Source organism: Gordonia lacunae, from assembly GCF_002149015.1.
Lineage (GTDB): Bacteria > Actinomycetota > Actinomycetes > Mycobacteriales > Mycobacteriaceae > Gordonia > Gordonia lacunae.
Genome location: NZ_NGFO01000031.1, coordinates 35929 through 59883, shown reverse-complemented (window position 1 = coordinate 59883; position 23955 = coordinate 35929). Strand labels below are relative to the sequence as shown.

General features: G+C 70.0%; 5 protein-coding genes. 1 reads left to right on the top strand and 4 read right to left on the bottom strand.

Annotated elements, in window-relative coordinates:
* Positions 1 to 864, bottom strand: a complete 864-nt coding sequence (locus tag CA982_RS21500) for an urea amidolyase associated protein UAAP1 (RefSeq protein WP_086537220.1) — start codon at positions 862 to 864, stop codon at positions 1 to 3.
* A gap of 398 nt (positions 865 to 1262) precedes the next feature.
* A complete protein-coding gene (locus CA982_RS21495; protein WP_086537219.1) occupies positions 1263 to 2828 on the bottom strand; it encodes an amino acid permease in 1566 nt (521 codons plus the stop codon).
* Between the two features lie 249 nt (positions 2829 to 3077).
* Between CA982_RS21495 and CA982_RS21490 the strand changes: the two genes are divergently transcribed.
* A complete protein-coding gene (locus CA982_RS21490) occupies positions 3078 to 3731 on the top strand; it encodes a TetR/AcrR family transcriptional regulator (protein ID WP_086537218.1) in 654 nt (217 codons plus the stop codon).
* A 493-nt stretch (positions 3732 to 4224) separates the two neighbouring features.
* On the opposite strand, the gene CA982_RS21485 is transcribed toward CA982_RS21490, so the two are convergent.
* On the bottom strand, positions 4225 to 5286 hold the full coding sequence (locus CA982_RS21485) for a hypothetical protein (RefSeq protein WP_244176421.1): 1062 nt from the start codon (positions 5284 to 5286) through the stop codon (positions 4225 to 4227).
* Positions 5283 to 23717, bottom strand: a complete 18435-nt coding sequence (locus CA982_RS21480) for an amino acid adenylation domain-containing protein (protein ID WP_086537216.1) — start codon at positions 23715 to 23717, stop codon at positions 5283 to 5285. The genes CA982_RS21485 and CA982_RS21480 overlap by 4 nt, the downstream gene beginning before the upstream one ends.
* Positions 23718 to 23955 lie beyond the last annotated feature (238 nt).

Genomic DNA, 23955 nt, shown 5'->3' with positions numbered 1-23955 from the left:
CTACTGGACGACTCGGTGATGAGCCGCGGCCCAGACGTCTTCGGAGTTGGCGACAGCGCGCTGGTATTCGGGGTCGGTGCCGGCGACCTCGGCCAGCAGGGTGTCGAGATCGCTCTGTGCCTGCCACGCCAGTACTTCCAGCGAGGTGGTGCCGAAGTCGGGCGAGGGATCGAGCGGATGGGCGGTGTTGGCGAGGGCCACCGTGCACGGCAGATGCAGGATGAGGTCCACCGTCCGGCCGGGGCCCGCGCTGCCGATCGAGCGCAGCGTTCCGTCGGCGTCGACGGTGACGCCGTGGAAGAACGACAGCGACGGGGCGACGTCCGTCGGTGTCAGGCCGTGTTTCGCCGCCGCGAGTGTGAACAGTTCGCGACCGGCGGGACTCGCCGAATGCACCTCGCCCGAACCGTATTTCGCCGTGTTGCCGGCGAGCGTGGATGTGCCGCACAGCGCGTCGTGATGGCCGGAGTCGTCGGCGACGACGGTGGCCAAGACCCGACCCTGATCACTGAGCAGCGGATGGCCCGCTCCCAGATAGGCCTGCCACGGGACTTTGACGGTGTCGGCGACGTTGAGACGCTCCCACGGGGCGTCGGCGCGCCAGAGCAGCAGGTGTGCGCACGCCGCGCCGGCGACGTCGGAGAACCGCAGCCGGGTTCCCCGAGCCAGCACCTTGCTGGTGTATCGACCGCCGGGAACGGTCTCCGCCCAGGTCAGCGAGGCCGCCGGCACGTCGGCCGGCGGGGCGGGCCAGTTCGAGGCCGGCACCACCGGCATGCTGTCGGTGATCGCGCCGGCCTGCGCGCGAGCGTGTTCGCGTGCACCGGTGGTGGTGCCGGTACCCGCAGCAGTGATCGTGCTCATTCGGAACTCCTTGTCGTAGAGACTGTTCGGTGTGCCCTTCGAGGCTCGTCGCTATCGCTCCTCGCACCTCAGGGAGCAGGGGTCGGTCGTTTTGCTCGTCGCACCTCAGGAAGCAGGGGTCGGTCGTTTCGCTCCTCGCGAGAACCCCGATCCCTGAGGAGCGAGCTTGCGAGCGTCACGAAGGGTTCCGAGCGTCGGTCGCGAGACCCTTCGTGACGCGCCCTCCGCAAGCTCCGGGCGCTCCTCAGGGAGCAGGTGGAACGGCGCGTGCGCTCCTCAGGGAGCAGGTGGAGCGGCGCGTGCGCTCCGCAGGAAGCAGGTGGAGCAGGTGGAGCGGCACGTGCGCTCCTCAGGGAGCAGGTGGAGCGGCGCGTGCGCTCCGCAGGGAGCAGAGGGCCTCACGCGGACGGATTGGTGCTCACCGGCCGCGGGTGCTCCTTGCCGCGTGGGTAGCACGCGATGCCGACGAGGACCGTCGCCACGATGCAGATGGGGCCGGCCCACCGCAGGATCGGCATCTCGCCCGCCGGGTCGAACACCTCGGCCCGCGGCCACGCCAGGTTGATCACCATGAGGGCGCCGTAGAGGACGGCGAGAGCGTTCACCACGATCCCGAACCGGCCCAGGCTGAACAGCTTTCGGCCACCGGCGTCGACGGTCGGGTTGTCCCGGCCGCCGCGATGCGGCCAGCCCTGGAACCGTCGGTAGAGCATCGGACCGGTGACGGCGAGATAGGCCAGGTAGATCAGGATGATGCACACGCTGGCCAGGGTCGCGAAGATCGCGGAGTTGCCGACGTTCACGAGCAGGATGCCGATGCAGAGCACACCGATCAGGATCGACGGGAGGATCGGGGTCCCGGTGCGGCTGTTGACATGGGACAGTTGCGCCGAGAACGGGAGCCGGCCGTCGCGGGCCATCGAGAACATCAGCCGCGAGCAGGCGGTCTGGATGGCGAGGGTGCAGATGAAGATGGCCACCGCCACGTCGGCGAGGAGCACCTTGCCCCAGAAGCTGCCCAGCACCGAATCGAGAACGTATGGCAGACCGCCGGTCGCGAGTTGCTCGTCGAGGGTGGGCGCCGCCATCAGGGTGCCGAGCAGCATCAGCCCGCCGCCGATGGCCGAGACGGTCAGCGCCATCCGGATCGTGCGAGGCGCGACGCGCCGCGGATCCCGGGTCTCCTCGGCCAGTTCACCCGCCGACCCGAAACCGACCATGACGTAAGCGGCCATCAAACCGGACACGATGAACGCCCAGATGTACCCGGGTTGCTGACCGGGAACGCCGGTGTCGAAGACGACGTCGGGGCCGCGCTGGGCGTGGGTGAACAGTGCCAGGATCACCGCGACGACACCGACGAGTTCGCAGACGACGCCGATGCTGTTGACCCGGCTCATCCACCGGACGCCGACACAGTTGATCGCGGTCACGACCACCAGCAGGACCGAACCGAGCAGCACCGCATTAGCCGCACCACTCGTGGTGGTCAGGGTCGGGTCGTCGCCGATGATCTGGAAGCCGATCCAGATCGACGGCAGGACGACCTGCAGGGCGATCGCGGCCGCGGCGGCGGTGACCACCTGAGCGATCATCATGAACCACCCGCCGAACCAGCCGACGACCTCGCCGCCCATCCGGCGGGACCACTGGTAGATCGCGCCCGAGATCGGATACCGCGCAGCAATTTCGGCGAAGCACAAGGCGACCAGGAATTGGCCGGCGTAGACGATCGGCCAGGTCCAGAAGAAGGCCGGGCCGCCGAAACCGAACCCCAGGCCGAACAGCTGGAAGATGGTGGTCAGGATGGAGACGAAGGAGAACCCGGCGGCGAAGGACGCGAACTTGCCGAGCGAGCGATGGAGTTGCTGGTCGTAGCCGAGCGCCGAGAGATCGTGTGCGTCGGCATCTCCGGCGGGCGAGGAGGGCGTCGTCGCGGGAGCCACTTCGGGGGTGGAGGTCATGCGCGGTCTTCCTTTCAGAGAAGAAGCTCCACGTTGAGCAACGGTGGGTCAGGCACTGTTTCCTGTCACCTGATAGATAAGACCTCCCGGATTTCTATCGATTGACAGGATTGTTCCGGTCGTGAAAACTCCGGTTACGTCCCCGTTACGCGCCTGGGATTACCCCGACCTGCGGGTTCATGGACGGCAGAAGTGCCCGAACCGTCGGCTAGGGTCGAGAAATCCGCCGACCGTACTGAGGAGACGAGCATGCCGACCGGCCCGAGCGCGGCCCCGACTCCGATCGGTCGCGGCCGTCCGCGCCTGGTGCCGGCACGACGACGCGGGCAGACCGCGCGCGAGGAGATCCTCGACGCCGCCGCCGAATTGTTCACCCGCCATGGGTACACCGGGACGTCGACGCGGATGATCGCCGAGGCGGTGGGAATCCGGCAGGCGTCGATGTACCACTACTTCCGCACCAAGGACGACATCCTCGCGACCTTGCTGGAGACGACCGTCGTCGCCTCGCTCGAACGCGCACGGGAACTCCTCGGCGGAGACGAGCCCGCGCTGACCCGGCTACTGGAACTCGCGCGCTTCGACGTCGACCAGCTGGCGCGATCGCGCTGGAACCTCGGGGCGCTGTATCTGCTGCCCGAGGTCGCCGATCAGCGCTTCGCCGAATTCCGCTCGGACCGACAGGAATTGGCCGACTCCTATGCCGCGCTGGCCGCCGCGGCGCTCGGCGATGACACCGACCAGCGCACGCTGCTCCCCTTCCGGCTGGTGGAGTCGGTCATCATGATGCGCGCCGACGAGCAGCGCGGCGAACTCGGCGAGCACACGGCCGCCGGACTCGCCGCCACCGTCGTCGACGCGATCGAGATGCTCGTCGAGCACCGGATCGGGGCGGGTTCATAGGCACCACTGCGCAGACGTCGACCCGACCCGAGGCGTCAGCAGGACACCAGAACTCGTCCAGAGCACCCTCACCCCAGAGCTCCCGAGTACCTCTTCGCACTCTGGACCGTTCTGACGTGAAGCGCACAGGTCGGATACGCCCCCCGGTTCGCGGGCATCCCTCCTGGCAGGGGCGGCACCGCGCATCCGCCACTCGTGCGCCAGAATCGGCAACGAGGGGTCGGACGTTGACCACGGTCAACGATGGACGCACACTCGACGAAATCTCCTGCACAGTCGACGATGTCGGGATATCAGGCCTGTGGAGAACCCTCGGGATCGAAGTGATGGTCGTGGCCCTTGTCGTGCCGGAGCTCAGCAACCCACCTCGGGACCGCTCCTGTGCCTTCTTGACTCCACAGTGAGACGAGCCCGATCCGCGTCCCGCTCGCACCATCGAGCGGAACCGCAGATCGTGCGACGCAGTACGTCGGCGCGGTCGTTGTCCCGCCGGTCACCCTGCTTCGCAGGTGCCGAGCGCACCGCCCTGCAGTGCCACCTCCACCTTGCGCACGATCGAGCAGTCCGCCGGACCACTCCCGACGGTCCGCATGGGTTCGACCCGCTTCACCGCGGGAGTCGGGGCCACCTGCCGGACGACGGGTGCGGTGACCTCGGGGACAACGACCGGCGCGGGTGCGGCGTGCTTCGCCTGATGCGGGACGACGACCCGTTCGGTCGACACCTCGGTGGTATCCGTGCGCAGGTGCCGGGGCCCGTTGATCGGGACCTTCCAGCCTTTGTCGTAACCGTGCGCGGCGCCGATCGCGACACCCGCCGCGACCGCGGGCAGCGCGACGAGGGTGGCGACCACCGCCGTCCCCACCAACGGCCCGACGACGAGTCCGGTGGGCCACAACGGCAACGCGAGTATCAGGCCCAACGGGGCACCCACAACGCCACCGACCGCGAGGGAGAGTGGCGCGGCCACCCCGGCGCCGATGACGCCGCCCACTGCCGCGTCACCGACCATCTGTTCGGCCACCCGGTCCGCGCGGGCGGCCGGAACACCGTTGCTCCGCAACACATCCGAGATGCCCTGGACGATCTCACCGGCCCCTGCCGAGATCTGGGCCGCCAGCTCCGGCGACAACGCGCTCGGACGGGTCAGATCGAGGTTGCCGACCCGGACCCGGTCACCGGCATCGGCCGCGACCGGCACCCTCACCTGGCCGAGCGGCCGTAGGTGCCGCGGCGACGACGACGGGACGACCGAGGTCACCTCCGGCCACTGGCCGATCACCACCGGGCCGGCATCCGACACCAGCGCGGCGTCGACACGCGCGATCCGGAAGGCGTTGCCGGGCAGCACCTCTCCGCCTGGCGTCGATGACGAGGGAACCACCGGGACCGGTAAGGCAACACCGGGCGCGGCCGCCTGGGCGACGGCCGGGGCCGTCACGGTCAGCGATGCGGCCAATGCGCAGCCGAGCAGGGCCCCGGCCGGGCGGCGACCGCGCGGGCGTGGGCACCGGTGTGCGCCGGATTTGCCGATCTTGTCCATGGACGACCTCATTTCTTGATGGTGAACCGATCATCGTGAGCAAACGCTAACCCCGAACGGACCTGCTGCGAGGCACTTTCGGACGTCAGGTGGTCGTCGAGGACCGCGGCGATCCGCACGATCGCCTCGTTCTCGGTCATCCCCAGATGGTGGGTGTCGACGTCGACATTCGTGATGCTCCCCCGGACGTATCGACCCCACCCGTCGGCACCCACCGCATCCGGCCGCCGATCGCGCACGGCGGTGAAGTAGAGCAGGTCGGTCTCGACGATCGGCGGGCACCAGTCTCCGGTCGCACGGATGAGCAGGTTGTAGGCGTCGGTCAGCCGCTCGATCGTCGCGGCGTCGATGCCGAACCCGTCTCCGAGACGCTCGGCGATCTGTTCGGCGGCGCGTTCGGCGGTCGCATCCGAACTCACGAAGTCGATGCCGAGCACCGGCCCGAGATTGCTGATCAGCTCTCCGGCTGTGACCGTGGTGATCGCCGAGGTGTCGACGCCGTCCGCCTCCGCGTCGAGCATCGCCAGCAGGGCGACCTCGTGCCCGGCCGCCCGCATCTCGGCCGCGACCGCGTGTGCGATCACCCCACCCAGCGACCAGCCCAGCAGGTGATACGGGCCCTCCGGCTGCACCGACCGGATCTCGTCGAAGTACCTCCGGGCGATCTCGGACATCGTGGTCGGACCGGGCACCTCACCCCCGATCTGGGGCGCCTGCACACCGTAGACCGGTCGGCCACGCGGGATCTGCCGGCTCAGCGTCTGGTAGCACCAGGACAGTCCGGACGCGGGATGGATGCAGAACAGCGGCGCCTGCTCACCCTCCGGACGGATCGGGAGCAGGACGTCGAACCCCCCGCCGCGTGACCCCGGGCCACCCGGCCCGTTCGCGACGTCGTGGTCGGCATCGAACCCGTCGCGCATACCGGCCTCGATCCGCCGGGCCAGGTCGGCCGGGCTCGAATCGGAGAGCATCCACCGGATCGGGATCTCGACGTGCAGCTCGGTCTCGAGATCGTTGACCACCTGGACCGACCTCAGCGAATTGCCCCCGAGGGCGTAGAAGTCGTCGTCGGCCCCGACCCTGGGCACGCCGAGCACGTGCTCGAACGTCCGCGCGATCTCGGTCTCGAGCCACGACGAGGGTGCGCGGAACCCGGAGGCGCCGCGGGGCGGCTGTGGCAACCGCGCCCGGTCCAGCTTCCCCGAGGCGGTGAACGGCAGCGAGTCCAGCACCATCACCGCGGTCGGCATCATGTATCCCGGTAGCGCCGCCGACGCGAAGGCGACGACCTCGGCGGTGTCCACCGATCCCGCCCCGCCGCGGTCCGACCCGGCCGGCACCAGGTAGACGGTGAGATAGTCGACCGCGTCGGTGGAGGTGACCGCGGCGGCGGCGCGGGCGACGCCCGGATGCCCGGCGAACACCGCCTCGATCTCGCCGAGTTCGATCCGGAGCCCGCGCAGCTTGACCTGGAAGTCGCTGCGTCCCAGGTATTCGAGCTCACCGGTTCGGCGTCGGCGCACCAGATCGCCGGTGCGGTACATCCGGGCACCGTCGACGAACGGGTCGGCCACGAAACGGTCGGCGGTGAGACCCGGGCGCCCGTGATAACCCCGCGCCACCTGCGTCCCGGACAGATACAGGTCGCCGGTCACCCCCGCCGGCACCGGACGCATCCGCGAATCCAGCACGTAGGCACACGCATTCCACACCGGTACGCCCATCGGCACCGCCCCGTCGCCGGCGGTCCCCACCGCGGCGGACGTCGCATGCACGGTGAACTCCGTCGGACCGTAGAGGTTGTACATCTCCACTCCCGGCAGCGCGCGGCGGGCGGCGTCCACCACGTCGGGCCCGAACGCCTCGCCCGCCACGAGCAGAGTCCGCAGCGAGGTCGCGGAACCGGCGGGCAGGGCATCGGCGAACACCGCCAGCATCGACGGCACGAACGAGGTGATCGTGACCCGGTGGGCGGACATGACCTCGGCCAGGTACCGCGGATCGGTGTGGCCGTCCGGTCGCGCGATGACCAGACGGGCACCCACCGCCAGTGTCGCGAACAGTTCCCACACCGACACGTCGAAGGTCGCGGGAGTCTTCTGCAGCACCACGTCCGCTCGGTTCAACCCGTACTCGGCGCTGATCCAGTGCACCTGATTGATCACCGAACGATGCGACACGGCAACACCTTTGGGTCGTCCCGTGGAACCGGAGGTGAACAGAACGTAGGCGAGGGCATCCGGGTTCAGCGGTCTGATCCGCAGGTCGTCCGTCAACGGGGCATCGTCGAAGCCCGACAGGTCGACGGAGTCGAGTGAGGACAGCACCAGCACCGGCTGGGCACACTCGATCATGTAGTCGATCCGTTCGGCCGGATGATCCGGGTCGATCGGCACGTAGCCACCGCCCGCGGCATGCACCGCGTACATCGCCGTGATCTGGTCGAGCGAGCGCCGCATACGGAGTGCGACCAGCGAATCCGGGCCCACTCCCTGTGCGATCATCCACCGGGCCAGTCGATTCACCCGCCCGGCGAACTCGGCGTAGCTCTGCGTGACCGCCCCCGAGATCACCGCGGTCTCCTCGGCGTGCACGGCCGCAGCCGAGGCGAACATCGAAGCAAGGGTCTCGCCGGGGTCCACATGATGCGACGTCGCGTTCGTATCCTGGAGTGCGGCAAGTCGTTCGGCGTCGTCGAGCATGTCCACGTCGTGGACGGCGCGGTCGGGATCGGTCGTCATCGCCTCGAGCATCCCCACCAGCCGCTCGACGAACCGTTCCACGGTCGACGCATCGAAGAGATCGGACGCGAAGGTGACCCCGCCGGTGATGCCGGCCGGCGTGCCGTCCGCGGCGTAGGCGTCGGCCACCGTCACCTGCAGGTCGAACAGGGCCAGCCCGGTGTCCGGCTCGACGGCCCGCACCGACAGGTCGGGCAGTTCGATGTCGGTCGTCGAGATGTTCTGGAACGCCAGCATCACCTGGAACAGCGGATTGTGGGCGTCGGACCGAACCGGATTGAGTTCGGAGACCAGCCGCTCGAACGGGACGTCGGCGTGACCGAATGCCGCGAGGTCGGTGTCGCGCACGTCGTCGATCAACTGCGCGAACGACAGTCCGCTCCGCACCCTCGTACGCAGGACGAGGGTGTTGACGAACATCCCGATCAGGTCATCGAGATCGCGTTCCCCGCGTCCGGCGTACGGGGTGCCGATGGCGACGTCGTCGGTCGCGGCGAGGCGGGCGAGCAGGGCGGCCAGCGCGGCGTGGAAGACCATGAACAGGGTCGTGTTGTGCGCGCGGGCGACCCGTTGCAACCCCGCGTGCAGATCGGCGTCGACGATCAGGCCGACCGAATCCCCGGCGTAGGACTGGGTCGCCGGGCGGGGCCGGTCGGTGGGTAGTTCGAGCAGCGGGGGCGTGTCGGCCAACTGCTCGACCCAGTAGTCGATCTGCGCCCGCAGCAACGAATCCGGGTCCGCCTCCGACCCCAGAACCGCCCGCTGCCAGATCGCGTAGTCGGCATACTGCACCGGGAGCGGCGCCCATCCGGGCGCGTCCCCCTGAAGACGCGCGACGTAGGCCGTCATGATGTCTCGGGCGAGGGGCGTCAACGACGAGCCGTCACCACCGATGTGGTGCAGGACGACGGCGAACACCCATTCGTCGCCGCCCAGGTCGAAGAGCACGATGCGCGTCGACGCCTGGGCGGTCAGGTCGAACGGTGTCCCGATGAGATCCGCGATCGCCGGGTCCAGTTCGGATTCGGCGACCTGGGCGACCTCCATCGGCACGATGTCGGCCTCGGCCGGCAGGATCACCTGCGCCGGCTCGCCCTCGACGAAGGGGTAGACGGTGCGCAGGATCTCGTGCCGATCGACGACGTCGCCGATCGCCCGGTGGAGCGCGTCCACGTCGAGATCTCCGGACAGCCGCACCACGATGGGGATGCTGTACGCCGACGAATCGGGTTCGATCCGATTGAGGAACCACATGCGTTGCTGGGCATAGGACAGCGGAACCCGTTCCGGACGGGCGTGCGCCACGAGGCCAACCCGGCCGGTGTCGGCGTGGGATTCCGCGCGCGCTGCCAGCCGCGTCACCGTGGACGCCTCGAAGATCAGCGAGACCGGGATCGTCGTGTCCAGCGCCGCACCGATTCTCGCCACGACGCGGGTCGCGGCGAGACTGTTCCCGCCCAGGTCGAAGAAGTCGTCGTCGGCACCGACCGCGGCGTCGACGGACAGGACGTCGGCGAACACCCCCGCGACGATCTCCTCGACCGGCGTGGCGGGTGCGCGGAACGTCCGGGTGGTGACGATGGGCGCGGGGAGGGCACGCCGGTCGAGCTTGCCGCTCGGCGTCAACGGGATCTCGTCGAGGACCACGACCGCGGCCGGGACCATGTACGACGGCAGGACCTCGCCGAGTCCGGCACGCAGCTTCTCGCCGGTGAGTGCGACGCCGGGCGCCGGCACCACATACGACACCAGACGCATCCCGATACCGGCGTCGTGGCGGGGAACGGTGACGGCGAAGGCCACCGCGGCCAGTCCGGTCAAGGCCGCGTCGATCTCCCCGAGCTCGACCCGGAAACCATGGACCTTGACCTGGAAATCGTTGCGTCCCAGAAACTCCAGCATCCCCGCGGGGTTCCGGCGGACGATGTCACCCGTCCGGTACGCGCGTTCTCCACTGCGTCCGAAGGGGTGGGCGACGAACCGCGCCGCCGACACCCCGGGACGGTTCAGGTAACCGCGCGCCAGCGCGGGCCCGGACAGGTACAGTTCCCCGGCGACGCCGTCCGGCACGGGTTGCAGACGCGGGTCGAGCACGAGCGTCTGCATCCCGGCGAGTGCCGAGCCGATCGTCGAGCGCTCGCCCACCTGCAGCGGAGCCGTGGCGGTGGCCACGATGGTGGTCTCGGTCGGGCCGTACAGCACGCGGAACTGCCGGGCGCCGGCCGCATCGGCGCCCACCCACCGGCTCACCAGATCGGTGGGCACCTCGTCACCGCCCGAGAACACCACCCGCAGATCGTCGAGCCCGTCCGGCTCCACCGATGCCAGCGCGGCCGGCGTGACGAATGCGTGCGAGACGCGATGGTGGCGGAGGAAATCCGCCAGTTCGCGACCGCCACGCATCCCGGTGGGCGCGACCACCAGCGCGGCCGCTGCACTCACGGCGAGCAGGATCTCCAGCAGCGAGGCATCGAACGACGGGGACGCGAAATGCAGGACCCGCGGGGAGGATCCGGCCGCTCGGTCGACGTGCAGCGTGGCGAGATAGTCCGCGACACCCGCGTGCGAGACGGCGACCCCCTTCGGCACGCCGGTCGAGCCCGACGTGAACACCACCCACGCGATGTTCGCCGGTCGGATCGGGCACACCCGGTCGGACCGGTCGATCGGTGCGGAGGGCAGTTCCCCGATCTCGGCGGCGGTCGCGGGGTCGTCGAGCACCACCCAGTCGAGCGCGCCGGACAGCGCTGGTCGCGAGTCGCGCGTCGTGACCCCCAGCGGCGCTGCCGAATCGGACACCATCTGGTCGATGCGCGCGGCCGGGTAGTGCGGATCCACCGGCACGTACGGGGCACCCGTCTTCACGACGGCCCACCACGCCACCAGCGACTCGACCGACCGCTCGACCGCCACGACCACCGGCCGCTCCGGTGCCGCCCCGCTCCGAATCAGTTGCCTGGCCAGCCGATTCGAACGGCGATCGAGCTCACCGTAGGACAGTTCGACGTCGCCGGCGATCACCGCCGTGCCGTCGGGATCCGCCTCGACGGCGGCCGCGAAGATCTCCGGCAGCAGCGCCGGTTCCGCCACCGCACCCGATCCGACAACCGAGAGCAGTTCGGCGCGCTCGGTGCCACCGAGCCAGTCGATGTCACCGACGGGCGTCGACGCATCCGCGACGATCGCGTCGAGGACGAGCTCCAACCGACGGACGAATCCCGCCACGGTCCCGGGATCGAAGAGGTCGCGGGCGAACATCATCGTTCCGGAGATCCCCTGCGCCGCTCCGTTGTCCGCGTACGACTCGGCGAGCACCAGCTGGAGGTCGAACTGGCAGATGCCGGTGTCGGCCTGCGCGCGCGAGACGCGCAGGTCCGGTAGTTCGACGTCGACGCCGGACAGATTCTGGAACGCGAGAGCAACCTGGAAGAGCGGATGGTGCGCGGTGGATCGCTGCGGATTGAGCTCGGAGACGATGCGCTCGAACGGGACGTCGGAGTGCTCGAAGGCATCCAGGTCGACGTCGCGCACGCGGTCGAGCAGCCCGGCGAACGGCTCCGCCGCATCGAGGCCGGTCCGGAGCGCGAGCGTGTTCACGAACATGCCGACGAGCGGTTCCAGACCCGGTTCGCCACGTCCGGCCACGGGTGTGCCGATCACGACGTCGTCGCCCCCGCCCAGCCGGCCGAGGACCGTCGCGAGCGCGGCATGCAGGACCATGAACAGCGACGCGCCGTGTGAGCGCGCCAGGGCCAGGAGTTGCCCGTGCCGGTGAGCATCGATCGCCACCGGCACCTGCCCGCCCGCCAGTGTCGCCGCCGGCGGTCGCGGCCGATCGGTGGGCAGGTCGAGGACGTCCGGGGCACCGGCCATGGTCGAGCGCCAGAAATCCAGCTGGGTGCGCATCAGCGAGGTCGGATCGTCCTCACTTCCGAGCATCTGCCGTTGCCAGAGCGCGTAGTCGGCGTAGTGGATCGCGAGCGGTTCCCAGGGCGGTTCCGCGCCGGCGAGCCGGGCGGCGTACGACGTCATCACATCATGCGCCAGCGGCGCCATGGACTGTCCGTCACCGGCGATGTGATGGACGACGAGTACGAGCAGGAACCGCCCGTCGGCCGGCTCCCGATGGTCATGTGCCGCGCCGTCCGGGTCGACGGCGACCACGGCCACCCGGATCGGCACCGATGTGGTCACGTCGAAGCCGCGGCGTACGAATCCGACCACGATGTCCTCGACCTCGGCCATCGGCGCCCGGCTCGATTCCACGGCCACCGCGACCTCGTCGAGGATGAGTTGCCTCGGCTCACCGTCGGTTTCGGGATAGATCGTCCGCAGGACCTCGTGCCGCTCGACCACGTCTCCGAGCGCCTGTTCGAGTGCGCGGAGGTCCAGTCGTCCCGTCAGTTCGAGGACCACCGGGATGTTGTACGCCGGCGACTCCGGCTCCATCCGGTTGAGGAACCACATCCGCTGCTGCGCCAGCGACAACGGAAGTCGTTCCGGGCGAACGGTTGCCGTCAGAGGTGTGCGCCGGTCGTCGCCCAGCGATCCGACCAGCTCCGCCAGGGCCGCGACGCCGGGCGCCCGGAACACGGACCGCAGCGGGATCCGCACCCCGAGTTCGGCACCCAGCCGCGCCGTCACCACCGATGCGCTCAGCGAGTCGCCGCCCAGCTCGAAGAAGTCGTCGTCGGCGCCCACGCGCGGAATCCCGAGGACCTCCTGGAACACAGTGGCCACCGCGACCTCGGCGCGGTCGGACGGTGCGCGGAATTCCCGTGCGGCGAACACGGGTTCGGGCAGCCGACGCCGATCCAGCTTGCCGGTCGGGGTGAGCGGGATCTCGTCCAGGACGACGACCGCGGCGGGAACCATGTACGCGGGCAGCGTCTGCTCCAGTGACGCGCGTAGTTCCGCACCGGACAGCGACACCCCCGGTGCGGCGGTCACGTAGGACACCAGGCTCTGCGGCGTCCCGTTCCCCCCGTGCGGGACGGTCACGGCGTAGGCGACGTCCACGCGAGACCCGAGGCGCACGTCGATCTCACCCACCTCGACTCGTGTGCCCCGCACCTTGACCTGGAAGTCGTTGCGTCCCACATATTCCAGATCACCGGAGCGGGAGGTCCGGACGAGATCCCCCGTTCGGTACATCCGGGTGCCGGGCACATCCGCCGGACAGGGCACGAACCGCGCGGCCGTGGTCGCGGCTCGGCCGACGTACCCGTCGGCCAGCCCGGGGCCGACGAGGTACAACTCGCCGACGACGCCCTGCGGGACCGGGCGCAGCCACGAGTCGAGCACCATCGTGCCGACGGGGCCCACCGCGGTTCCGATCGTGATCGGCCCGGCCACGCCCAACGGTGCGCTCGCGGTGGCCCAGATGGTGGATTCGGTCGGTCCGTAGAGGTTGACCATGTTCCGGGCGCCGGCCCAGCGCCAGACCAGCTCGGGCCCCACGGGCTCACCCGCGGTGGCCAGTACGCGCAGGCTGTCGAGACCGTCGGCCGGCACGGTGGCCAGGGCCGAGGGTGTCAGCACCGCATGTGAGATGTCCTCGCGCCGGATCAGATTCGCGAGGTCGGGGCCGCCGTAGACCTCCGGCGGCGACACGGCCAGCCGTCCCCCGGACCCGTGCGCCATCAGCAGTTCGAACACGAAGGCGTCGAAGCTGGGCGATGCCACCTGGAGCACGGTCGACGAGTGGTCGACGCCGAGAACCGCGCGCTGGGCCGCGACGACCTGTGACAGTCCGCGATGCGAGACCGCGACACCCTTGGGCGTACCGGTGGACCCCGACGTGTAGATCACGTAGGCGGTGTCCGCGATCCGGATCGGGCCGCCCCGTTCGGTATCGGTGATCGGGTAGCCGGGGCTGACGCTCGCACGCTCGCTCCGCAGAGAGCCGGGGGCGGCGACATTCGCGTCCGTGTACGGTTCGTCGCTCTGCGTGTCGTCCACGACGATCCAGTCGATGCTGTCGGGCAATTCCGTCCGGCATGCGCCGACCGTGATCCCCAGCCCGGCGCGGGAATCGGCCAGCACGAACTCGATGCGTTCGGCGGGCAGGTTCGGATCCAGCGGCAGGAACGGCACTCCCGCCTTGGCCGCCGCCCAGATCGCGATCGTCGCCTCGACGGACCGTGGCAGAGCGCACGCCACGAGCCGACCCGCTGTGCGCCGCAGGATCTGCCGCGCCACCCGGTCGGACTCGGCGTCGAGCTGTCGGTACGACATCGACGTCTGCCCGCAGGTCACCGCGATCGCATCGGGATCGTGTCCGGCCGAGGCGGTGAGGATGTCGAGCAGGGTTGCCGGTGGCGCCATCTCGCCGGCCCGACCGGCACCCACCGTCCCCGCATGGCGGAGGTCGCCGAGCCGGGCACCGGGCCCGTCGGCGATCCGGGCCAGGCACTCCACGAAGTGGTCGGCGATCTCACGCGCACGGGTCTCGTCGAACTCGTCGCGATGGAACCGTACCGTGATGCCGAGCCCAGGCTCTCCCTCGCCGTCGGTCTTCGGCGCCACGACGACACTCAACGGGTATGGCGTGGCGTCGAGTCCGGTGATGCCGTCGACGTGCAAACCGGCCGAGGTGACCAGCTGTTGCAGCGCGTCCTCGCGCAGTGGGAACGACTGGAAGGCCAGCGCCGTGTCGAACAGGTCCAACCTGCCCACCGCGCGATGGATGGCCGGAAGTCCGACATAGTGATGGTCGAGGACCAGTGCGTTCGCGTCCTGCACGTGAACCAGCAGGTCACGCAACGACATCGACGGTTCGAGACGGACGCGGATCGGCACGGTGTCGAGGAACATCCCCAACGCGCGTTCGACGCCGGGCAGCTCCGGGGGTCGCCCGGCCACGGCGGAGCCCAGCACCACGTCGGTCTCGCCGGTGAGGGTTCGCAGGACGAGGGCCCACGCGGCCGACAGCGCGGTGCCGACCGTCACGGCGGAGTCCGCGGCCGCCGACCGCAGGCGCGCGTACTCCTGCTCGGGGAGTTCGGCGGCGACCTCACCGGCCGGGACCCCGCTCATCGCGGGACCGCGCCGGGTCACCCGGGTGGGTCCGTCGACGTCGGCGTAGGCCTGCGCCCACGCGGCCGTCGAGGCGTCGTGATCCTGGGCCGCGAGCCATGCGAGGTAGTTCCGGTACGACGCCGCCGGGCCCGCCGCGCCGATCTGGGCCGGATCCCCGTAGTACTGCAGGAGTTCGCCGAACAGCAGGGGCATCGACCAACCGTCGAGGATCACATGGTGGTTGGTGACGTGGAGTGCGAAGCGGTCGGTGTCGAGCCGGACGAGGGTGAATCGGATGAGCGACGGCTCGGCGAGGTCGAAACCCGCTGCGGCGTCGTCGGCGGCGATCCGACGTGCCGACCCGCGGTCCTCGGCGGTGGTGAGATCGACGGTCCGGAAACGTACCTCGACGTCGCCGACGACGATCTGCCGAGGGCCCCGCGACGTCTGGACGAAGGCGGTCCGCAGGATGTCGTGCCGGTCGACGACGGCCTGCGCGGCGCGATGCAGCAGCTCGCCGTCGACCGGACCGGACAGGGCGATCGTCGATTGCACGGTGTAGTCGTCCACGGAGTCCGGGTCGAGCGTCGAGTGGAAGTGGATGCCCGACTGCGTCGGCGACAGCGGCCACACATCCGTGAGCGCCGGGAAGCGGTGTCGCAGACCCTCGAGGTCGGCGTCCGGCAGCTCATCGAGGTGCGAATCCGTTGGTGTGACAGCGACTTCACCGCTCCCCACCACCGACTGGACGTCGGTGTTCGGCCCGCTCGCTCCCCGCCCGGCGCCGGTGTGACCGGTTCCGGTCGCGACGGCGGCCAGGGCGGCGACGGTCTTCGCCTCGAAGACCGCTCGCGGCGTGATGGACAGGCCCGCTGCCTTCGCCGCCGCGACCAGCTGCATCGAGACGATGCTGTCGCCGCCGAGTGTGAAGAAGTTGTCGTCGGCGGTGACGTCGTCGAGCTGCAGCACCTCGGCGAACAGGGTGGCGATGATCCGCTCCGCCGGCGTCTCCGGCGCTCGCCCACCCCCGCTCTCGGCACGGAAGTCACACTGCCGCAGCGCCTTCGTGTCGACCTTTCCGGATCGGGTGACGGGCATCGACTCCAGTTCGACGATCGCCGCCGGAACCATGTAGTGCGGCAACGTGTTGGCGAGTTCGTCGTGCAGCGCATGCACGTCCGGCGCCCCGTCGGGCGTCCCCACGACGTAGGACACGATGACCGGATGGCCCGCGTGCCCGCGCTGCAGCACCGTGGAAGCCTGGGCGACACCGGCGTTGCGCACGAGGTGGGCATCGATGTCCCCGGTCTCGATCCGCAGGCCGTGGATCTTGACCTGCTGATCGTTGCGACCCAGGTACTCCAGTCGCAGAACACCGTCCGCTCGTACCCACCGCACGGCATCGCCGGTGCGGTACAGGCGTTCCCCGGGCGCGCGCAGCGGGTCGGCGACGAACCGCGTCGCGCTGACGCCCGGGCGATCGAAGTAGCCGCGCGCGAGTCCGGGGCCACCGAGGTAGAGTTCGCCGACCACTCCGACGGGCACCGGGCGCAACCAGGTGTCGAGGACGAACGCCGACACACCTCGGATCGGCTCGCCGATCGTCACCGGCTCCCCGGGCCGGAGGTCATCGGCGCCGGTCGCCCAGATCGTGCTCTCGGTGGGGCCGTAGTGGTTCATCAGCCGGCGCCCCGGCGACCACCGGTTCACGATGTCCGCGCCCGTCGCCTCGCCGACCACCGCGACGATTCGCAGAGCCGGCAGACGGGCCGGGTCCATCGTGTTGAGCACCGTCGGCGTGATGATCGCGTGGGACACCCGCTCGGTCCGCAGGAGGTCCTCGAGATCGGACCCGCCGTAGACCTCGGGCGGCGCGACGACGAGGCACGCGCCTGCGCTGTGGGCGACCAGCACTTCCGAGACACAGGCGTCGAAGCCCGGCGAGGCGACCTGCAGGATCGTCGAATCCGGGTGCACTGCGAAGGATTCCGCGTACTCGACGACCCGATCGGCCAGACCGCGGTGGGTGATGTGGACGGCCTTGGGCCGACCGGTGGAGCCGGAGGTGAAGATGAGGTAGGCCGCATTGTCCGGCCGGAGTGCGACGGGGGCGACCGGCCGGTCCGGCACCGCGGTGTCGTCACCCAGCGGGAGCGAGCCCGGGCCGACGAGGGTCAGCCACTCGACCGTGTCCGGGAGGTTCGGCACGACGGCGTCGACGGTCACCCCGATGGTGGACCGCGCATCGGCGAGCAGTTCGGCGATGCGGTAGGCGGGGTTCCCCGGGTCGACGGCGACAAAGGCCGCCCCCGTCCGCGCGACCGCCCAGATCGCCACGATGAGCGCGGCCGACCGTGGGATCGCCAGCGCCACCGAGGTCTCCGGGCCGGCACCGCGGGCGGCGAGTTCGGCGGCGAGCCGGTCGCTGCGACTGCGGAGTTCGCGGTAGGTCATGGTCGTGCCGTCGGCACGCACCGCGGGCGCCTCGGGGTGCCGACGTGCGGTGTCGGCGAGGATGTCCCGGAGCACGCGGGCCGACACCGGGGGTGGCCCCTCGACCGGGCACAGCGCGGCGCGTTCGGTGTCCCAGCACGAGGCGAGTGCGGCGACCTTGCGGCCCGGTTCGGCGGCGATCTGGCGCAGCAGCAGCACGAACCGCTCGAGCAGCACGTCCGCGGACTCCCGGTCGAGGCGATCCACGGCGTACTTCAGCAGAAGTTCGTAGGTTCCGGGCCGAGCGTCACCCGAGTGCTCGGTGCCGCCGGGCCGGGGCGGCGTCACCTGGAGACTCACCGGGTACGGGGTGGCGTCGTGCGCGGTGAGACCGTTCCATCGCAAGCCCGCGTCGGCGAGCATGCGGTTGATCTCGTCCGGGTCGACGGGGTAGGACTCCAGCACCGTGGCGGTGTCGAACATGTCGGCCACCCCGGTCACCCGCTGGAGTTCGGCGAGTCCGATGTCGCGGTGGTCGAGCATCGCCGCCTGCTCGGACTGTGCCCGCGTCAGCAGATCGACGACGCGCTCGTCCGGATCGAGCCGGATTCGTACCGGGAGGGTGTTGATGAACAGTCCGATCATCTGCTCGATGCCCGGGATGGCGGCGGGACGATCGGACACCGTGTTGCCGAACACGACGTCGGACCGGCCGGTCATGATGGACAGCAGCAGCGCCCACGCCACCTGGATCGAGGTGTTGGCGGTGACCCCGTGCGCGCGGCCGAGTCCGGCGATAGCCTCCGTCGTCGCGCTGTCGAGTTCGAGGCCGCTCTCGCCGATCTCGCCCGTGGCGCCCCGCTCCGGTACGCCGGTGAGTCGCGTGGGACTCTCGATGCCGGCGAGTGTCTCCTGCCACGCGCGGGCGGTCGCGTCGTGGTCTCGGGCGTGCAGCCACTGCAGGTAGTCCCGGAACGTCCGAGGTCCCGGAAGCCCGGTGTCGCCGACCCTTGCGTCGTCGGTGAGGTACAGGCGCAGCAGCTCCGAGATGAGCACCGGCATCGACCAGCCGTCGAGCACGATGTGGTGATTGGTGATCGACAACAGGTACTCGTCGGTGTCCGAAGTGCCGACGATGTCGGCGGTGTCCGACGTGCCGACGATGTCGGCGGTGTCCGACGTGCCGACGATGTCGCCGCGTGCCACCCGGACGAGCCGGAAACGCACCAGCGGCGGATGCGCCAGGTCGAAGGGCCCGGCCGCCTCGGCGATCAGTCGACGCACTGCACGGTCTCGGTCGTCGGCGTCGGCAATGCCGGTGAGGTCGGACTCCGACCAGTCGACGGACACGTCGTCGAGGACGATCTGTCGCGGCCCGGCGCCGGTCTCGACGAACGCGACGCGCAGACTGTCGTGCCGGTCGAGCAATCCCTGCGCCGCCCGGCGCATCCGTTCGGGTCGCAGGCTCCCGCCCAGTCGCAGTTCGGCCTGCACCGTGTAACCGTCGGCGGTGTCGTCGTAGATCGCGTGGAACAACAGGCCGGACTGCAGCGCGGTGAGCGGCCAGACGTCGACCATCGACGGATGGGCCACCGCCCAGCGATCGATATCGCCTTGACTGACCGAGACCAGCGGGAAGTCCGATGGTGTGTGACCGCCGGCCGTCCCGGACCGGACGTGCTGGGCGAGACCCTTGAGCGCCTGCACCCACAACGCGGCCAGTTCTTCGACGTCGACCCGGTCGAGCACGAGCGAGGCGTACTCCCAGCCGACGTCGAGTTCGACGCCGGCCGGGCCCGGTTCGGCGATCGCGTTGATGTCGACGAGGGCGGGCAACGCCATCCACGGGTCACCGGTCCCGGCCAGCGCGTCGAATCCGCGCGCCGGCATCCACGGACCGGTGTGCTCGCCGGTCCCCATCCGGCCCAGATAGTTGAGGCTGATCTGGGGTTCGGGCCGGTTCCCCAGCACCTCGCGACCGGTCGGATCGAGGTACCGGACCAGGCCATAGCCGATCCCGTGATCGGGCGCGGCCCGGAGTTGTTCCTTGACCTGCTTGATCGCCAGCCCCGCCGACTCACCACCGGTGAACGCATCCTCAAGGTCGACGCCGTGCAGCTCGAGCCGGACCGGGAACCGTGAGGTGAACCAGCCCACCGTCGAGGTGAGGTCCGCACCGGGTACCGCGGCCTCCTCGCGACCGTGACCTTCGAGGGCGATCAGTTCGCTGCCGTCGGTCTGGCCGTGCCGGCGTCGCCACTGCGCGAGCGCGAGGGCCAGGGCCGCGAGCAGCGGATCGTTGGCACCACCGTGGAAGCGCGCGGGGATGGTGGTGAGAACCGGCTCGGTCACATCCGCCGGAATCCGCACCCGGACGCGGCCTGCGGTGGCGACGATGTCGCGATCCGGGTCGAGCGCGCGGCGGCCGAGGAGCCGGTCCTCCGGCGCGACGACCTCCGTCCATCGGTCGAGTTCGGCCGCGGTTCGCGCCGGAGCCTGCTCCGCCAGACCGTGGACCCAGCGCCGCACCGAGGTCGTCGGCAGGCCGAGGTTCGGCACGCTCCCCTCCCGGACCTGATGCCAGGCCGCGACCAGGTCGGCCAGGAGGATGCGCCAGGAGACCCCGTCGACGGCCAGGTGGTGGATGACCAGCCACATGAGGTCCGGCGCGGTGCGCTCGCGGTCCTGCATCCAGACGAACCGCACCAGTACGCCGGCGCGCGGGTCGAGACGGTCGGCCGCGGCCTGGAGGTGCCGGTCGATCTCCACCGCATCCCGCTGGTCGAGCCACGAGTGCTCCAGCACCCCGTCGGCGTCGACCGTGCCGGGTGGCCGGACGACCACGTGCGGTTGGTCCGCCAGATCGTCGACGAGTGCGGCGCGGAGGATGTCGTGCCGATCCAGGACAGCGCTCAGCGTGCGCACCAGCTCGTCGCGCTCGACGGCGTCCGGGAGTTCGACCAGCGCCGCCTGCCCGAACCGGTCGATGGGACCACGTTCGAGCATCGCGTGCATGATCGGCGACAGCGGTAGGGACCCGATGGCACCGCCGGGCAGCTCACGCAACCCCGCGTCGTCGGCGACGTCGGACGCCATTGCGGCAAGTGCCGCAACGGTCTTGTGCTCGAACACGTCCTGGGTCGTGAACGCCAGGCCGCTCGTCTTGGCCCGCGCCACGAGCTGGATGGAGAGGATGCTGTCACCGCCGAGAACGAAGAAACTGTCGTCGGCACCGACCTCCGCCACCCCCAGGACATCCGAGAAGAGCTGCGCCAGCTGATATTCCCTGGGTGTCGACGGCGGCCGGCCAGACCGCGCGGCAGCGAACACCGGTGCGGGCAGGGCACGCCGGTCGACCTTGCCGAACGGGTTCAGCGGCAGGGCGTCGAGTGTCGTGATCACGGCCGGGACCAGGTGCGGTGGCAGACATTCCCGTGCGAACCGCTCCAGCTCCGCCGGTTCGGGCGTCCGTCCCGCCGCCGGCACCACGTACGACGCCAGAACGGTCGTACCTGCCCCGTTGCGCGCCGGCACGGTGACGGACTGTTCCACCTGGGAGTGACCGGTGAGGGCGGCATCGATCTCGCCTGGTTCGATCCGGTAACCGCGGATCTTCAGCTGGAAGTCGGTGCGACCCAACAGCTCCAGCGACGGCGACGCCGGCGCGCCGACCCAGCGCGCGAGATCGCCGGTCCGATACATCCGTTCACCCGGGACGCCGTGCGGATGGGCCACGAAACGAGTCGCGGTCTGACCCGGAAGGTGGGCATATCCGCGTGCCAGGCCGGGGCCGGCGAGGTACAGCTCGCCCGCCGTCCCCATCGGCACCGGTTGGAGCGCGTGGTCGAGGACCATCACCGAGGTCCCGCGGATGGGGCCACCCACGGTGACCTCGCCGACGGGCTCGACCACCGAACTCGCGGCGGTGATCGTCGACTCGGTCGGTCCGTACTCGTTGATCATCGTCGCCGTTCGCGTCCACCGTTCGACGACATGCGGCGCGCACCGGTCGCCCCCGACGACGACCGTCTGGAGCATGGCCAGCAGCTCCGGCTCCACGGTCGCCAGCATCGCGGGGGTCAGGGTCAGGTGGGTCACCTGCTCGTCGGCCAGCAGCCGTGTGAGCCGCTCCCCGCCGATGATCTCCGGCGGCACGACGACCAGGGCAGCGCCGGTCGCGAAGCAGGTCAGGAGTTGTTCCAGCGACGCGTCGAAACTCGGGGACAGCGCATAGGACACCCGCGAGTTCGGCCCGAGACCGTACGTGTGGGTCCGGTCGGCGATGAGACTCGCGAGACCGGAGTGGGTGACCTGAACGCCCTTCGGCACGCCGGTCGAGCCGGACGTGTAGGTCATGTACGCGACGTTCTGGAGTCGGGCACACGTCGAGCGCACCGGGCCGTCGCCGGCTGTGTCGTGGTCGCCCGGGTCGGCGTCCGTCGAGAGGTCACCGAGGTCGATCCGGAGCGCCGCCGGTGGCACGCGATCGGCGAACTCGTCGACGGTGATCGCGGCCCGGGCACTGCTGTCGGCGAAGATGTGCTCGATGCGCTTGCGCGGGTACTCGGGATCCACCTGGACGATCGCGGCCCCGGTCTTCGCGACCGCCCAGACGGCGACGACGGTGCCCAGGGACCGTCGCAGCAGGACGGCGACCGAGGTCTCGGGCACGCAACCGGCCGTCCGCAGCCGTCGCGCGAGTCGCGACGACGCGGCGTCGAGTTCGCGGTAGGTCATCTCCTGACCGGAGGCCCGGACCGCGACCGAATCCGGTTGGCGCGCAACGGTGTCGGCGAGGACATCGGCCAGCAGTCGTGGCTCTGCGGGGTCGGCACCCCGGACGGGTAGCAAGGCCGAGCGTTCCTGCTCGTCGAGCAGCGGGAGCCGTCCCACGTGGTCGTCGGGCGCCCCACCGAGGAATTCGTGCAGGAACATCAGGAACCGACGGTGGTGCGCGGTGAGCTCGTCGGGCGTGTAGATGTTCGGATTGCCCTGCAGGTCGATGTGCGTGCTGCTCTTTCCCGCGCCCGGGTAGATGTTGACGAACAGATCGGACGTCGGGCCGGAGGTCAGGACGTGCAGACGCCCGGTGACCCCACCCAGGACGACCTCGCTGTCGACCATCATGAGGTTCACGGCAGGCCCGAAGGAGGCCGACTCGTCGCGGGCCATCCCCATGTCGGCGAAGATGTCCTCCTGGCGGTACCGCTGCCGGCGCAGGGCGCTCAGCAGCTCCCCCTGCACGGAGGTCACCACGTCGCCGAGGGTGCGCCCCGCAACCGGGACGCGCAGCGGCACCACATTCGCCACCATGCCGCCCGACCTGCGCAGGACGGCCGAGTGCCGGCCGGACACCGGCAGGCTGAGGAGCACCTCGGCGCTTCCGGTCATCCGCGCGAGGTACGCGGCGAAAGCCGCGACGATCACCGGGGTGACGCCGCCGCCCTCGTGTGCGGCGACGTCGAGGAGTTGCGCGGTGCCCTCGGGGATCGGCGCGCTCACCAGGATCGGGTGCAGGGTCGGCTTGCCGTGGCGGCCGGCGAGCGTGACGACCGGCGGAGCGCCCTCGAGGTGCTCGCTCCAGTACTTCCGGTCGTTGTCGTGACGGGTCGACCCCGGGTACGACGCATCCTGGGCGATGATGTCGGCGATGTCGCTCGCCTTCGACGGCGGAGCCGGATCGCCGCGAACGGCGGCGTTGTACAACTCGGTGATGCGCCGGACCATCGTCACGGCGGCGAATCCGTCGAGCGCGATGTGGTGGGCGCGGAGGTACCAGATGTAGTGCTCGTCCCCGACCCGGTAGACGATGCTCGTCATCAGATGATCGGCGAGCAGATCGAGCGGTGTGGTGTAGTCGCGCACCATCATTCGATGAGCGGCGGCGATCGGATCGGGCTCGTCCCGGAGATCCACGGTACGCACCGGGGCGCCCTGTGCGGCGACGTACTGGCGCGGTTCGCCGTCGACGACGATCAGCCGCAGGTGTCCCGATCCGAACTCCCGCCCGGTGGTCCGGCAGACCGTGGCCAGCAACTCGGTGTCCAGCTCGCCGTCGATGTCGACGTATTGCGCCACCGAGATCGGCAGATCGCCCGCGAGGTGCTGGGCGAACCAGATCCCCCGCTGTGCGGCGGACAGCGGCAACGAGTCGATGCCGGACCCCGGTCTCGTCGGGGCGGCGGCCGATGGCCGGGTCGATGTGCTCGCGGACGGGTTCACGAGGTCCTTGTCGGAGATGGTCACGTGGCCTCCATGCGTTCGTATCGATCGCACTCGTCCGGGATTCGGGACGACCCGGGCGGACCCCGCAGACCACGGGACGGAGATTTCACAACCCGCGCAAGATCAAGCCAAGTAAGCCCCCCTGGAGAGCTGTCGCCCCGTCGACAAATCGGACCATACTCCCGATTAACATTCGCCGACATCAATTTTCAGCAAAGGCAAATTGCCGGTAAAGGCACGGTAATGACACCGGAGAAAT